We start from the raw sequence: 14,866 nt of genomic DNA, 5'->3' as shown, positions 1-14,866 counted from the left end.
ACCCCAAAGAAAGACCAGAGAAGCCCGTGTCCCTTGCCACGCTGAAGAACGACGTATTCCTGCGCGCCCTGTCGCGCGAGCCGGTTCCCTATACCCCCGTCTGGCTGATGCGCCAGGCCGGCCGTTACCTGCCGGAATACAACGCGACCCGGGCGCGCGCGGGTTCCTTCATGGGCCTGGCCCAGAACCCGGCCTATGCCGCGGAAGTGACCCTGCAGCCGCTGGAACGCTATCCCCTGGACGCGGCCATCCTGTTCTCCGACATCCTGACCGTGCCCCACGCCATGGGCCTGGGCCTGGAGTTCCGGGTTGGCGAGGGCCCGCATTTCGACCGCCCCGTGCGGGAGGAACGCGACGTCGACGCCTTGACCGTGCCCGACATGGACAAGCTGCGCTACGTCTTCGACGCCGTGTCGCTGATCCGGCGCGAGCTGGACGGCCGCGTGCCCCTGATCGGTTTCGCGGGCAGTCCCTGGACGGTGGCCTGCTACATGGTCGAAGGCAAGGGCAGTTCCGATTACCGCCTGATCAAGTCCATGCTTTACGGCAGGCCCGACCTGCTGTATCGCATTCTGCAGATCAACGCCAAGGCCACGGCGGATTACCTCAATGCCCAGATCGACGCGGGCGCCCAGGCCGTCATGCTGTTCGACAGCTGGGGCGGGGTGCTGGCCGACGGCCTGTACCAGCAATTCTCCCTGGCCTATACGCGCCAGGTCGTCGCGGCCCTGAAGCGTGAAAACGAGGGACGGCGCGTGCCGGTAATCGTGTTCACCAAGGGCGGCGGCCTGTGGCTGGAAGACATCGCCGCCTGTGGCGCCGACGCGGTAGGCCTGGACTGGACCGTCAACCTGGGCCAGGCGCGCCAGCGCGTGCAGGACAGCGTGGCCCTGCAAGGCAACCTCGACCCCATGTCCCTGTTTGGCGGCGGTGCCGCCGTCAGGGCTGAAGCGCGCCGTGTCATCGACAGTTTTGGCAAGGTGGAGAAGGGCGGCCACGTGTTCAATTTGGGGCATGGAATTTCGCAGTTCACTCCCCCTGAAGCAGTAGCTGAACTGGTCGACGAAGTGCATGGCTACAGCCGCGCTTTTCACGCCATCTAGCGCTTATGTGAGTAATCGCTTCGTCCGATCGCGGCCTGCACGGCGCGCTCCAGAATGAAGTTGTGCACAGCAACGTGAGCTTAGGCAAAACGGTGCATCTTCTTAGTTGCAATCTGGAAAACACTTATAAGTCATTGAAAATAAATGAACTTATAAGCCTGGAAAAAAATCGGCAAAAGTTGTTGGCATGTGATAAAGGGGTGCCAGCGGGATATCCCAAAGATTTTCCCCAAAGTTATCCACAGGGTGTCGCGCATTGTTTCAGGCCAATTTCAAGTCACGGAGTGACAGTGGCTTAGGCGGCAATTCCAGATTTCACTTTAATTGCGGCACTGATCCCGCTCCTCATCCTTCCTGCCGATTGCGTTTCACCGATGCCCACCGAAATCCCCCCTGATCTGCTCGCTGATGCGACGGCGCCCGACACATTGGCGCCCGACGCAGCGGCGCCGGCGGTGAGCGACGCGGGGAGCGTTGCGTGGGTGCGCGTGGCGCTGGACGTGCCGCTGCCTGGCCCCTTCGACTACCGTGCCGCGGCGCCGCTGGCGGCGGGATTGCGCGTCATCGTGCCCTTTGGCCGCCGGCGGCTCGTGGGCGTGGTTGTGGATAACCCGGCCGAGCCTTCCTTCGACCCTGCCCAGGTGAAGGCGGTCGAGCGCGTGCTCGACGATCTGCCCCCGCTCGGTGCGGACTGGTTGCGCCTGGCCAGCTTCGCCGCCGAGTACTACCAACGCCCGCTGGGCGAGGTGATATTGCCGGCGCTGCCGCCGCCGCTGCGTAAAGTGTCCGCGTACGAGGGCCAACGCTCGGCCACCGGGCCGGTCGCGCGGATGGATCAACGCGCCGCGCCCAAGCCGGTGAAGAAGAAACGCGTGGCCAAGGCTGTACAGGCAAACGCAGCGGAAACGTCCACGCCTGTGGATAAGCCGGACGCGGCGGCCGACGGTGCCCCGTCGCTCGGAGCCGCGCAGGCCGATGCCATGCCGGACATTGCCGCCCTCGCGAGTGTCCTGGCCGCGGGCGTCCCGGCGGCGGGCGTCCCCGTGGCCGCCGTCCCTCCGGTCCTGAACGACGAACAGCAGGCCGCGGTCGACGCCATCGCCGCGGTGACGGGCTTCAAACCCGTCCTGCTGCATGGGGTGACCGGCAGCGGCAAGACCGAGGTCTACCTGCACGCGGCCGAACGCGCCCTGGCGGCCGGGCGGCAGGTGTTGCTGATGGTGCCGGAAATCAATCTGACCCCCCAGCTGGAAGCCGTCCTGCGTGCGCGCCTGGACGCCGTCGCCGGCCCCGGCGCGTTGGCCGTCATGCATAGCGGTCTGGCCGATGGCGAGCGCCTGCAGGGCTGGGTACGCGCGCAGCGGGGCCAGGCGCGCGTGCTGCTCGGCACGCGCATGTCCGTGTTCGCGGCCTTGCCCGACCTGGGCCTGATCATCGTCGACGAAGAGCACGACGCCTCCTACAAACAGCAGGACGGCCTGCGCTATTCCGCCCGCGATCTGGCGATCTGGCGCGCGCATGACCTGAACATCCCCGTGCTCCTGGGTTCCGCCACGCCGTCGCTGGAAAGCTGGCTGCACGCCGACCGTGGCCGCTATCTGCGCCTGACCCTGGCCAAACGCGCCAAGTCCAGCGGTCTGCCGGCGATGCGCCTGGTCGACACCCGCCGCCTGGCGATGAAGCAGGGGCTGTCGCCGCAACTGACCGATGCCATCGGCAAGCGGCTGGAGCGGGGCGAACAATCCCTGGTGTTTCTCAATCGGCGCGGCTATGCGCCGGTGTTGCACTGCGCGTCCTGCGCCTGGGTCAGCAATTGCCCGCGCTGTTCGGCCTATACGGTGCTGCATCGCGGTCCCGGCGCGGGCGGCCATGTACTGGCCTGTCATCATTGCGGCTTCCAGGCGCGCGTGCCGCGTGCCTGCCCGGACTGCGGCGATCAGGATCTGCAACCCATGGGGCGCGGCACGCAGCGCGTCGAAGAATATCTGGGCGAGTTGTTTCCCGGCGCCCGCATCCTGCGTATCGATGCCGACAGCACGCGCCGCAAGGGCAGCGCGCAGGCTTTGTTCGCCAGCGTCCACGCAGGCGAGGTCGACATTCTGGTCGGCACCCAGATGGTGGCCAAGGGCCATGACTTTTCCCGGCTGGGCCTGGTGGGCGTGCTCAATGCCGACTCGATGCTGTTCGCCCACGACTTCCGCGCGCCCGAGCGCCTGTTCGCCCAGTTGATGCAGGTGGCGGGTCGCGCCGGCCGCCATGCCGAAGGCGGCGAAGTGCTGATCCAGACCGGTTATCCCGAGCAGCCGGTCTACCAGGCGCTGTTGAAGCACGACTACGCCGGGTTCGCCCGCCATGCCTTGCGCGAGCGTGAAAGCACGGGCTTGCCGCCCTATGCGTATCAGGCGCTGCTCACGGCCGAGGCGCGCGAATTGCAGCAGGCGCTGGCGTTCCTGCAGGAAGCCCGCGCGCTGCCGGAAAGCACCGGCGCATTCGGCACCCTGGTCTCGACCATTACGCGCTACGATCCCGTACCGCTGCGCGTGGTGCGGGTAGCCAACGTCGAGCGGGCTCAATTATTGGTCGAAGGCACGCATCGCCCGGCCTTGCAGGCTTTCCTGTCCACCTGGTCCGCGCTGTTGCCGCAGTTGGGCAACGCCCACCGCGTGCGCTGGCAGCTTGAAGTCGACCCACTGGAAATCTGATCCCATCATGTCCAACTCCGTTCCCGCCGGTTTGAATCCGCCGCAGCGCGAGGCCGTCCTTTACCTGGGTGGCCCCTGCCTGGTGCTGGCCGGCGCGGGCAGCGGCAAGACGCGGGTCATCACGCAGAAGATCGCCTATCTTCTGCAGGACTGCGGCTACCAGGGCCGCAATATCGTGGCGCTGACGTTCACCAACAAGGCGGCGCGCGAGATGGACGAACGCGTCAAGGGCCTGGTGGAACGCAAGCTGTCCAGAGGCCTGACCATCAGCACCTTCCACGCCTTGGGCGTGCGCCTGTTGCGCGAGGAAGCGCGGCACGCGGGGCTCAAGCCGCAGTTCTCCATCCTGGATGCCGACGATGCCATGGGCATCGTGCAGGAGCTGCTGGCCACCACCGACAAGAATCGCCTGCGCGCCGTGCAGCAGACCATCTCCTTGTGGAAGAACGCGCTGCTGGATCCGGACGGCGCGGAGAAGGCCGCGGCCACGCCGTCGGAGTTCGAGGCCGCGCGTGTCTATCGCAGTTATGCGGCGACCCTGGCGGCCTATCAGGCCGTCGATTTCGACGACCTGATCCTGGTTCCGGCCCGGCTGCTGGAAAACAATGAGGAAGTGCGCACGCGCTGGCAGAATCGCGTGCGCTATCTGCTGGTCGATGAATACCAGGACACCAATGTCTGCCAGTATCGGCTGGTGCAGTTGCTGACGGGCGATCGCGCCATGTTCACCGCCGTGGGCGACGACGACCAGGCCATCTATGCGTGGCGGGGCGCGACCATCGAGAACCTGGCCAAGCTGCCGCAGGACTATCCCAGCCTGAAGTTGATCAAGCTGGAGCAGAACTACCGTTCGGTGCAGCGCATCCTGGCGGCGGCCAACCAGGTCATCGAGAAGAATCCCAAGCTGTTCGAAAAGAAATTGTGGTCCGACCTTGCGCACGGCGAGCCCATCGTCGTGACGCCCATGGACGGCGAAGAGGCCGAGGCCGAAGCGACGGCCATGAAGATATCCGCGTCGCGCTTCGAGCGGCAGGCGCAGTGGAAGGACTATGCGATCCTGTATCGCAGCAATCATCAGTCGCGCATCATGGAACAGGCGCTGCGCAACCTGAAGATTCCGTACACGATCGCGGGTGGCCAGAGCTTTTTCGACAAGGCGGAAATCCGTGACGTGCTGGCGTATCTGCGCCTGATCGCCAATGACGAGGACGACCCCGCGTTCATCCGCGCGGCGACCACGCCCAAGCGCGGTATCGGCCAGGCAACCTTGCAGACCCTGGGCCAGTATGCGGCGGACCGGCAGTTGTCCCTGTTCGCGGCGGTGTTCGAAACTGGCCTGGAGACGCGCCTGCAGCCGCGCCAGTTGGAGCAGTTGCGGATCTTCGCGGAGTTCATCCAGCGGATCCAGTGGCGCGCGGGCCGTGGCAAGACGGGCGAGAAGCCGACGTCGGCAGAACCGGCCGGGGTCATCCTGGATGATCTGCTGGCGGCCATCCAGTATGAGCGCCACCTCTACGACATCATGGAAGAGAAGCCGGCGCAGAGCCGTTGGCAGAATGTGCTGGAGTTGACCTCCTGGCTCAAGCGCAAGTCCGAGGAAGATGGCCTGACGTTGTTCGAGCTGGTGCAGCACGTGGCGCTGGTCACCATGCTGGAGCGGGGTGAAGAGGAAACGCCGGACGCGGTGAAGATGACCACCTTGCATGCGTCCAAGGGACTGGAATATCCGCACGTCTACATGGTGGGCGTGGAAGAGGGCCTGCTGCCGCACATGGGCAGGGACGAAGAGGAAGGCGACCCCGCCAAGGCGGCCGAGTCGCTGGCGGCCCGCATCGAGGAAGAGCGGCGCCTGATGTACGTGGGTATCACGCGGGCGCAGCGGACGCTCAATTTGAGCTGGTGCAAGAAGCGCCGGCGGGCACGCGAGGATCTCGTGCGTGAACCTTCACGGTTCATCGAGGAAATGGGGTTGGGAGATGCGCACTTCCCCGAAGACGAAGAGACCCGCGCGATGAGCCCGAAAGAACGCTTGGACATGCTCAAAGCACTACTCAAAAAGTAAAGGGGACACCGCTGCGCGGTGTCCCCCCTCTCCGGCGGAAAATTTGCGATTAAGAACCCTTATTCCAAATCCCGCAGCAGAAGTTCCCAGAACTTCGCCCGCGCCGCCAGGGTGCTCACCAAAATATATTCATTCAAGGTGTGCGCGCCATCGCCATCGGCGCCCAGACCGTCCAGCGTAGGCACCCCCATCGCCGACGTGAAATTCGCATCGCTGCCGCCGCCAGTCATCGGCGCATCGTCCAGTTGGAATCCCGCCGCCGTGGCGAACAAACGCGCCTTGCCCAACAGCTGCGTCGTGCCCTCGGACTTCACCATGGGCGGACGATTCAACTCGACATCGATATCCAGCGCCACGTCCGGTCCCACGGCCTGCAGGCCGCGCATGCGCGTCAAGGTATCCGCGGCCGCGTCCATGTCCGGCACGCGGAAATCCACCACGCAGTTGCACAGGGCCGGTACGGTATTGGTCACGGTGCCGCCGCTGATGGTGCCCACGCTCACCGTGACGCCACGCTCGTAATCGGTCATCGCTTCCAGCGCCAGCACCTGATGCGCCATTTCGCGAATCGCGCTGCGGCCTTTCTCGTGCTGCATGCCGGCGTGCGCGGGACGACCCTTCACCGCCAGGCGCAGCATGCCGGTGCCCTTGCGCGCGGTCACGCACTTGCCGCCATTGGGGCGGGCCGGTTCGCACACCAGGCCGTAGCGCGCATTCGACGCATACGACTCGATGGCCGGCCGCGACGCATGGCTGCCGGTCTCTTCGTCCGGCACCAGCAGGAAATCGACGGGCAGGCGCGTCGCGCCCGGCTTGGCCAGCCCCGCCAGCGCCGTCAGCGCCAGATAGATGCCGCCCTTCATGTCATAGCTGCCCGGCCCATAAAGGCGGTCGCCATCGATGCGGCAGGGATTCTCGCCCAGGGTGCCGACCGGATGCACCGTATCCATGTGCGCCAGCACCAGGATCCCGGGCCGCGTATCGCCCTGCGCGCGATTGGTCACGTACAGCAGCGGACCCACGGCATCGCCCAGCGACGTCAGCTGGGTGGTCAGGCCGGCGGCGCGCGCCTGCTGTTCCACCAGCGCGGCCATGGCGGCCACGCCGGCCGGCGAATTCGACGGCGATTCGCATTCGATCCAGTTGCGGATGCCTTCGGCCAGCGCGGCCGAATCGGGCAGGGAAGAAGTAGGCTGGGCGGACATGGAGGTCTCCTCGTTCAATTCGGTATGAATACAGGTTGTCGCGTGTGATCGTTCAGGCCGCGGCTCAGGCCACGGTCTTGCCGGCCAGCGCCGCCATCGTGGCCGCGTCGGGCATGCCGCCGTCGAACCACAGACTGGCGCAGACGGCCGACATGGCCTTGCCGTCGTGGCCGATGCCCGGCACCGAGATCAGCTTCCAGTTGAAGGGCACGCCGCGCCGTTCGGCCTCAAGGCGGCCCGCTTCGAAATAATGGTGGGCGCGCGCATAGCGGTGCGGCCCCTGGCGCAGCGCCGCGGGATCGGAAGGCAGGTTGGGATCGTTGGTGGCGATATCCTGGTCCCCGGCCAGCAGGGTCATGGGATAGGCCAGCAGGCGCACCAGATGATCCTCGGTCAGCCCCACGCCATCCAGGCCTTCAGGATAGCGATGGTCGAACGTCGGCAGTGTGTACCAACCCGGATTGCCCGCCGTCACCGCCTGGAAAGGCGCATGCGACTGGCTGGACATGAGCCGGTGCACGAACTGGCCGCCGGCGGAATGGCCAAACAGATAGGCTTGTTCGGTGGTGGTGATCTCGGCTTCGCGCAGGTCCGCGAAGACGCGCTTGGGCAGCACATAGGTCCAGCCGTCCACCGGCCGCACGTTGCCGCCGGCCGTGAAGACGCGGCCATTGTTGTAGCTCTCGACACCCGGCCAGATCTCGTTGGAGAAGGTCAGGGCCACGATCAGCAGCTTGTGCTTGTCGGCCGCGGGGATCCAGAAGTCGCGGTAATCGTCGCCGTTGCGCAAGACACCATGCTGCACGATGACGACGGGGCGGTCCGGCGTATAGCCGTAAGGCCGGTAGGTCTGCAGCGTGAAGGGACGGTCGCTGTTGCGGTCCTCGTCCAGGTAGGTGACGGCATTGCGCCCGGCGTGATTCAGCTCAAGAATCAGGCGTTCGACGTTATTGGATGGCACGGACATGATGGGTTCTCTGGCGATGGCAAGTGACACGTAGCGCGGGGGCGCTAGGCGCTGGCCTCGTTCAAATGACAGGCGGACCAATGGCCCGGCGCGATTTCCTGCAAGGGCGGCGCCTGCTCGCGGCAGCGCGGCATGGCATGCGGGCAGCGCGGGTTGAAGGCGCAGCCGGGTGGGGGCGCCAGCGGGGACGGAATCTCCCCCTTGATGGGCGTGAACTTGCGGCCGCGCCGCGCCACATCCGGCACTTCGGCGAGCAGCGCCTGGGTGTAGGGATGGTTGGCGCGCGCGAAGATTTCCACGGCCGTGGAGATTTCCACGATCTTGCCCAGGTACATGATGGCGACGCGATCGGAGATATGCCGCACCACGCCAAGGTCATGGCTGATGAACAGATACGTCAGGTCGTGCTGCTCGCGCAGGTCCATGAACAGGTTGATCACCTGCGCCTGGATGGAAACGTCCAGCGCGGCCACCGGCTCGTCGCACACCAGGAAGGACGGCGACACCATCAGCGCGCGGGCGATGCCGATGCGCTGGCGCTGGCCGCCGGAAATCTGATGCGGCAGGCGATCGCGATATTCGCGGTCCAGGCCCACGGAGGTCAGGGCGCTGTCGACGCGGGCGGGAATCTCCGCCGCGGGCGCCAGCTTGTGGACTTTCAGCGCCTCGCCGAGGATCTGCTTCAGGCGTTGGCGCGGATTGAGCGAGGCCTGGGGATCCTGGAACACCATCTGCACGCCCAGCACGTAGTCCAGGCGTTCACGGCCTCGCAGTGACGTCACGGGACGGCCCTGGTAGCGCAGTTCGCCTTCGGTCTGGCGATACAGGCCGGCCACCACCCGGCCCAGGGTGGATTTGCCACAGCCGGATTCGCCGACCAGTCCGACCACTTCACCGCGCGCGATCGACAGGTTGACCCCGTTGACCGCGTGTACCGTGCGCCGGTCCAGCGGACGGCCGGCCAGGGCCAGCAGGCGTTGCGCCAGATCGGGCCGTTGCTCGAAGCGTTTGTGGACGTTGTTGAGTTCGATGACGGGGGCCGCGGCCGCCGAGCTGGCGGCGTGCGCGGTGGTGCCGTCCGGATGGGGCTGGGCGCCATCGATGGGCTTGTTCTGCATAGTCATTGCGCGACCTCCACCGCTACGGCGCGGCTGGCGCGCGGCACCGGCGCGTGGCAATGGAAGCTGCGCGCGCCCTCGTTCGTCACGCCGGGGAAGGTCTCCGTACAGCGCGTGATGGCGTTCTGGCAGCGCGGCCGGAACGGACAGCCTGACGGCCGCGCGGACAGGGTGGGCGCCATGCCGTTGATCTGTTGCAGGCGCGCGCCGGGCATGGCCGTGCCCGGCATCGAGCGCAGCAGGCCTTGCGTATAGGGATGGCGCGGGGCTTCCAGCACTTGTTCGACGGGTCCGGTTTCGACGATGCGGCCGGCATACATCACGGCCACGCGGTCGGCCAGCTCGGCCACCACGCCCAGGTCATGGGTGATCCAGATCAGGGCGGTATTGTTGTTGCGGCAGATTTCCTGCATGCGATAGAGAATCTGGCCCTGGATGGTCACGTCCAGCGCCGTGGTCGGCTCGTCCGCGATGATCAGGTCCGGATTGTTCAGCATGGCGATGGCGATCGCCACGCGTTGGCGCATGCCGCCGGAAAACTCGTGGGGATAGCTGCGCAAACGCGTCTCGGGCGACGGAATGCCCACCATCGCCAAGGCATCGCGGCAGCGCGCCATGGCTTCGGCCTTGCTGACGTTTTCGTGCGTCAGGATGGCTTCGGCCATCTGTTCACCCACCCGCAGCACCGGGTTCAGGGTCATCAGCGGATCCTGGAAGATCATCGAGATGCGGTTGCCGCGCAGTTTGCGCATGCTTTCCTCATCCAGCTTGCGCAGGTCCTTGCCCTTGAACTTGACCTCGCCTTCGACGACTTCGCCGGGAGGGTCGATCAGGCCCAGCAGGGAAAAGCCGGTGACCGATTTGCCGGAGCCCGATTCGCCGACCAGGCCCAGGATTTCGCCGCGGCGCAGCGTCAGGTTGACGCCGTCGACGGCCGGCCAGGCACCGGCGGTGGTGTGGAATGCGGTGCGCAGGTTGCGCACGTCGAGAATAATGTCGCTCATCGTCGCGGATCCAGGCTGGCGCGCAGACGGTCGCCCAGAATATTGATGGTCAGGATCAGCAGCAGCAGCGCGATACCGGGGAACAGGCTGATCCAGTAATCGCCCGACAGCAGGTACTGGAAGCCATTGGCGATCAGCAATCCAAGGGAAGGTTCGGTAATGGGCACGCCCACGCCCAGGAAGGACAGGGTCGCTTCCAGCGCGATGGCATTGGCGATCTGCACGGTGGCGTACACCATGACGGGGCCCATGCAGTTGGGCATCAGGTGATAGAGGATGATGCGCCAGGCGGGGAAGCCCAGGTTGGCGGCGGCCTCGACATATTCCTTGCGGCGTTCCTGCAGGGCGCGGCCGCGCATGATGCGGGCGTAGTGCGCCCACTGCACCAGCACCAGGGCCAGGATCACCTTGTCGACGCCGCGTCCCATCACGGCCAGCAGCACCAGGGCCACCAGGATGGACGGAAAGCCCAGCACGAAGTCGACGATGCGCATCAGCACGGCGTCCACGATGCCGCCGGCATAGGCGGCCACCAGGCCCACCAGGCTGCCGACAGCGGTGGCCAGGATGACGGCGCTCAGGCCCACCATCAGGCTGATGCGCAGCCCGTAGATGATGGCGCTGAGCATGTCGCGGCCCTGGTCATCGGTGCCGAGCCAGTACATATGGCCGTCCATCGAGGCCGACCGAGGCGCCAGGCGGCCATCGAGCAGGTTGAGGTTGGCGAGGTCGTAGGGATTCTGCGGCGCGAAATAGGGGGCCAGCAGAATCACCGCCGCCAGCACCAGCAGGACCAGCAGGGTGCCGCGCGCGGTGGGCACCGCATGCAGCTTCTTCAGGATGGCCGCGCGGCGCGGCGTCTCCGCCAGGGGCGGGACGGTGCGCGTGCGGGTGGATTGATCAGGAGTGGGCATGATGATGATCTGGGGAGGTCAATTCGCGGGAGCGAGCAGGCGCACGCGCGGATCGAGCACGGCATAGAGAATGTCGACGATCAGGTTGATGACCACGAACAGCAGGGTGACGAGCATCACGTAGGCCACCACGACCGGGCGGTCCAGCTGATAGACGCTGTCGATGAGCAGCTTGCCCATGCCGGGCCAGGCGAACACGGTTTCGGTGATGGTGGAGTAGGCGATCAGGTGGCCCATCTCCATGCCGATGACCGTGACTACCGGGATGAGGATGTTGCGCAGGATGTGGCGGCTGACGATGCGGCCGGGCCGCACGCCCTTGGCGCGCGCGAACTTCACGTATTCCTGGTTTTGCGCTTCGGCCACGCCGGAAGCCGTCATCCGCAGGACCAGCGCCACATTGGCCAGCGCCAGGTTGATGGCCGGCATGATCAGGTGGCCCCAGCCGTCGCGCGTCAGGAAGGAAAACGGCACGCCGAACACCGATACCGTGTCGCCGCGGCCGGAGGCGGGCAACCAGCCCAGCCAGACCGCGAACAGCAGGATGAGCATCATGCCCTGCCAGAAATTGGGCAGCGAGAAACCGAGCACCGACGTGCTCATGATGCCGCGGCCCAGGGGCGTATCGCGGTACAGGCCCGCGACCAGCCCCAGCGGAATGCCGAACACACAGGTCATGGTGATGGCCACCAGCACCAGCTCGAAGGTGGCGGGCATGCGCTGCAGGATCATGTCCAGGGCCGGCACGCCCTGCACGAAGGAGTTGCCCAGGTCGCCGTGCACCGCATTCCACAGGAAGTGGGTGTATTGCTGCCACAGCGGCAGGTCCAGGCCCAGGCGGACGATCATGGCCTGGCGGTCGGCGGGGCTGGCTTCGGGACTGACGAGCAACTCGATCGGGTCGCCGACCGCGTAGACCGCACAGAACACGACGACCGAGACGGCGAGTAGAACGAACAGGCTTTGCAAGAGCCTGCGCAGGATGAACAGTGCCACGCGGGAATTCCCTAAACAGTATGCGCAAAAACGCGCCAGCCCAAAGGTGCCCCTCATGGCAACCCTGCGGGTTGCCCGGTCCCCCATGGGGACGCTTTTTGACTTGGGGCGGCCCGGCGTCAAAAAAGGCGCGCGGGCGCTACTTTAACCCGCCGTCCAGGGGGCGCGCGCCGCCGCGCAGGGGAGATTCCGTGGCGGGTAGGGAAAAGCTAGGGCAAACACCTAGGACCGGCTTGGGCCCGCGTGTGCGTGGCGTGGCGTGCGCGTCACGTCGCGGATATCGATTTCCACCCGCCGGTCCCAGGCCTTCAGATTGTCCTGGCCGGAATCCAGCCGTCGCAATTCCACCTTGATGTCCTGGCGCTTCAAGCCCTGCGCGTCCGTCAGGTAGTCAGCCATCGCTTCGAGCTTGGGCCGCATCGATTCCGCGAGGTCCCTGGCGTAGCCGGTGATCGTGATTTCCGCCATATTCGCCCCGCGCTTTTGCCTGGCGTCGTAGGCAATGATGTCCAGGCTGCGGCGTTCGACCTGGGAAAGTTCACTGGCGCCGACGGTCTGGAGGGGATCGGCACCGCGCGTGGCGCTGTCTTCCAGAATCACATACGACTGCCTGGGCCGGCCGCGCCCGGTGGGGGCCGTCAGCGTCCGCGGCGCCGTTGCGGTGTCATCGGCTTGCGCGCGCTTCTGTCTGCCGCCGGGCTCGGCGGCGTGGTAGAGGATTTCAACGCTGCGGTGCCGGGCCGGATCGTCCCAGGGCGCCAGAATCTGGGTCTTCAGTTCGAACAGGTCCTCGCTCAGGCCTTCGGCCACCATGAATTGCTTGAGTCGCTCGACGACGGGCCGCATGTTCACGCGGTGATCGTTGTAGAAGCCGGTGATCTCGATGCGCTGCAATTTCTCGGTCTTGCGCTGCGCGATTTCCTCAAGAAACTCGGCCCTGGCTTCGGCGAGCGATGGGCGCGAGCGAGCCGGGCTCGCGGAACGACGGTCGCGGATCACATCAAGGAAAGACGCGCCTCTCGATTTCGCGGTCAGCAGCGCGACGGTGGCGGGCGCGAGCGTGCGCATCGCGGCGTTGGCGGGGCTGCCTTCGCCGCCAGTGCCGCTACCGGCGGAGCCAGATCCGAATGGATCGTTGTTGAATGGATCCCCCGGCATGCAGTCGCCATGGGGCAAGGGCGGAGCCGCCCGTGTTGCCTTGGAGAGCTCATCCAGCGTCGCCAGCATCCTGTACGGCGCATCCATCATCTTCGCGGTGATGCCGGGATGCCGCGAGGCATTGCCGCCTTGGTTGGAGGGCGGCGCGGGAGGGAGCGGAGCAGGGGGCGGCATCGGAGACATTGCAAACATTCCTGGACAAAAGCGTTGCAAGAAAGCGGGTGAGTAAGCGCGCTGGCTATTTCGTTCCCTCTGTCGTTCCTTGTTGTGCCTGCGCTGTCCAGGTTGGTTCCATCCGGTCGTCAGGGTCTTTGCCCGGCCGCCGCGCCGCGCGCGCGTCACCCGCGCGCGGGGGCAGCCTTCAACCCGCCTTCAGACCCGCTGCTGGATCGGTTGCGCCAGCCGCACCATCGTCACGCCGGGCCGCACCACGACCGCCGGCATGATCAGCACGCAATCTTCATAAGGCGTGGTGACCTCGACCCCATCCGACCAGGCGATGACGGTGCCGGCGTGCGGCAGCTTTTCCAGTCCCTTCCACGGTTCCGAGAAACGGAAATCCGTGCTGTTGGCCGCGATGGCATGCGTCACGCGCAGCGCTTCCTGGCTGGGCGCGGCCGGTGCGAACCAGGCGCCGGGCAGCGCGGCCGCGTCGACGATGCCGGAGGCCACCAGGAAGCGCGCCACCTGATCGATGGCCACCTGATGCGCGCTGGGCGCGCCATGAAAACCGCATTCGATCAGCAGCGAACGCGTGCCGTTGTCTTCGGCACTGCCAAAGCGGCCGTAGTCACGCATGCGCACGCCGGAGGCATGGCCCGCGTCGGCGATGATGTGGGCCGGATTGCCCAGCGTCAGCGCAAGATCGATGTTGTGCGAGTGCACGCCGGACATCTGCAGGGGCACCGTCGAGTTGCTCATGGAGTGGATGTCGAGCAGCCAGTCCGCCTTCTTCACCCAAGGCAGCAGTTGCGCGGCGCGCCGCCGTTCCTGCGTGGAGGGGTCGGCCAGCTTGTCGTCCGACCAGACGCGGTTCATGTCCTCGTCGACGAAACGTGAATCAGTGAAATGCGCGGCATCGAAGCGATCGAAGGCCGCGAGGTTGCAAAACGCCATGGTCAAGGCGCCGCGCTGCGGCCGCAGGCCGGCGCTCAGTACATCTTTCAGCGCCCAGGCTCCGCACAGCTCGTTGCCGTGGATCAGCGCCGTGATCATGACCGTGGGTCCGGGCTGGCCGGAGTCGAAATGCCAGACGCCTTCCGTGCCGGTGTTGCCGGCGCGTTCGACATTGAGGTCGGGATAGGCGAGTTCGAATGGGCGCAGGGGAATGCCGGTGCTGCTGGCGGTTGACATCGGGCCTCCAGGATATGGGTCACTTGGGACAGGACGGGGGGAAGGGGCAAGCATACGCATTGCTCAGCATCGGTCAAGCGCGATTCCGTCGCAACCGCCACGTGCTGTAAGCGCATTCCCGGAAGTAGATAGAAATGCGCTATCCGCAAATGTCAGTCATCCGAAAATTTTTGAGGAATTTCCGACGGAGGCCGAGGCGCGCTCATCAATCTGCCGCGAAAGATGCACGTAAACCGTGTGATTTTTGGCGGATTGTTGCAGCTTTAGAGATATGCGTTTGGCCA

General features: G+C 65.8%; 11 protein-coding genes. 3 read left to right on the top strand and 8 right to left on the bottom strand.

Translation table 11 applies throughout. From position 1 onward, the window contains the following. Nucleotides 1-26: 26 nt before the first annotated feature. The 3 genes from hemE (at nt 27) to ASB57_RS20820 (ending at nt 5,867) form a co-directional block, all read left to right on the top strand. Complete coding sequence (gene hemE / locus ASB57_RS20830) at nt 27-1,103, top strand: uroporphyrinogen decarboxylase (RefSeq protein ID WP_057653942.1); 1,077 nt, start codon at nt 27-29, stop codon at nt 1,101-1,103. 374 nt (nt 1,104-1,477) lie between these two features. Continuing rightward, a complete protein-coding gene (locus tag ASB57_RS20825) occupies nt 1,478-3,805 on the top strand; it encodes a primosomal protein N' (RefSeq protein ID WP_082621737.1) in 2,328 nt (775 codons plus the stop codon). A 7-nt stretch (nt 3,806-3,812) separates the two neighbouring features. Further along, nucleotides 3,813-5,867, top strand: coding sequence for a UvrD-helicase domain-containing protein (locus ASB57_RS20820; protein ID WP_057653941.1), 2,055 nt, complete (start codon nt 3,813-3,815; stop codon nt 5,865-5,867). Between the two features lie 59 nt (nt 5,868-5,926). Here ASB57_RS20820 and ASB57_RS20815 read toward each other — a convergent pair whose 3' ends face one another. From ASB57_RS20815 to ASB57_RS20780, 8 genes are all read right to left on the bottom strand, one after another. Further along, entirely contained in the window at nt 5,927-7,072 is a 1,146-nt protein-coding gene (locus ASB57_RS20815; protein ID WP_057653940.1) for a M20 family metallopeptidase, read from the bottom strand. A gap of 64 nt (nt 7,073-7,136) precedes the next feature. Continuing rightward, complete coding sequence (locus ASB57_RS20810) at nt 7,137-8,039, bottom strand: hydrolase (protein WP_057653939.1); 903 nt, start codon at nt 8,037-8,039, stop codon at nt 7,137-7,139. A gap of 44 nt (nt 8,040-8,083) precedes the next feature. Further along, a complete protein-coding gene (locus tag ASB57_RS20805) occupies nt 8,084-9,157 on the bottom strand; it encodes an ABC transporter ATP-binding protein (protein WP_082621736.1) in 1,074 nt (357 codons plus the stop codon). Nucleotides 9,158-9,159: 2 nt separating this feature from the next. Then, nucleotides 9,160-10,161 carry an ABC transporter ATP-binding protein gene (locus ASB57_RS20800; protein ID WP_057653938.1) on the bottom strand — a complete coding sequence of 334 codons (1,002 nt, stop codon included), beginning with the start codon at nt 10,159-10,161 and terminating at the stop codon, nt 9,160-9,162. Next, nucleotides 10,158-11,075, bottom strand: a complete 918-nt coding sequence (locus ASB57_RS20795; RefSeq protein WP_057653937.1) for an ABC transporter permease — start codon at nt 11,073-11,075, stop codon at nt 10,158-10,160. Before ASB57_RS20795 ends, ASB57_RS20800 begins: the two co-directional genes overlap by 4 nt. 18 nt (nt 11,076-11,093) lie before the next feature. Further along, nucleotides 11,094-12,071, bottom strand: coding sequence for an ABC transporter permease (locus ASB57_RS20790; RefSeq protein ID WP_057653936.1), 978 nt, complete (start codon nt 12,069-12,071; stop codon nt 11,094-11,096). Between the two features lie 222 nt (nt 12,072-12,293). Beyond that, on the bottom strand, nt 12,294-13,298 hold the full coding sequence (locus ASB57_RS20785; protein ID WP_156414225.1) for a hypothetical protein: 1,005 nt from the start codon (nt 13,296-13,298) through the stop codon (nt 12,294-12,296). A gap of 303 nt (nt 13,299-13,601) precedes the next feature. Further along, the gene (locus tag ASB57_RS20780; RefSeq protein WP_057653934.1) at nt 13,602-14,582 is read right to left on the bottom strand and encodes a succinylglutamate desuccinylase/aspartoacylase family protein; all 981 of its coding nucleotides are present in this window, start codon (nt 14,580-14,582) and stop codon (nt 13,602-13,604) included. Nucleotides 14,583-14,866: the final 284 nt, after the last annotated feature.

Origin of the sequence: Bordetella sp. N (genome assembly GCF_001433395.1) — a bacterium.
Taxonomy (GTDB): domain Bacteria; phylum Pseudomonadota; class Gammaproteobacteria; order Burkholderiales; family Burkholderiaceae_B; genus Bordetella_C.
The sequence above is the reverse complement of the archived record's forward strand: the minus strand, read 5'-3'. Positions and strand labels throughout refer to the sequence as shown.

Bases quoted from the DNA above. Each gene is read 5' to 3' on its own strand.
- ASB57_RS20795 (WP_057653937.1), bottom strand. From the start codon at position 11,075: ATGCCCACTCCTGATCAATCCACCCGCACGCGCACCGTCCCGCCCCTG.
- ASB57_RS20800 (WP_057653938.1), bottom strand. From the start codon at position 10,161: ATGAGCGACATTATTCTCGACGTGCGCAACCTGCGCACCGCATTCCAC.
- ASB57_RS20820 (WP_057653941.1), top strand. From the start codon at position 3,813: ATGTCCAACTCCGTTCCCGCCGGTTTGAATCCGCCGCAGCGCGAGGCC.
- ASB57_RS20785 (WP_156414225.1), bottom strand. From the start codon at position 13,298: ATGCTGGCGACGCTGGATGAGCTCTCCAAGGCAACACGGGCGGCTCCG.
- ASB57_RS20810 (WP_057653939.1), bottom strand. From the start codon at position 8,039: ATGTCCGTGCCATCCAATAACGTCGAACGCCTGATTCTTGAGCTGAAT.
- ASB57_RS20780 (WP_057653934.1), bottom strand. From the start codon at position 14,582: ATGTCAACCGCCAGCAGCACCGGCATTCCCCTGCGCCCATTCGAACTC.
- ASB57_RS20815 (WP_057653940.1), bottom strand. From the start codon at position 7,072: ATGTCCGCCCAGCCTACTTCTTCCCTGCCCGATTCGGCCGCGCTGGCC.
- ASB57_RS20825 (WP_082621737.1), top strand. From the start codon at position 1,478: ATGCCCACCGAAATCCCCCCTGATCTGCTCGCTGATGCGACGGCGCCC.
- ASB57_RS20805 (WP_082621736.1), bottom strand. From the start codon at position 9,157: ATGCAGAACAAGCCCATCGATGGCGCCCAGCCCCATCCGGACGGCACC.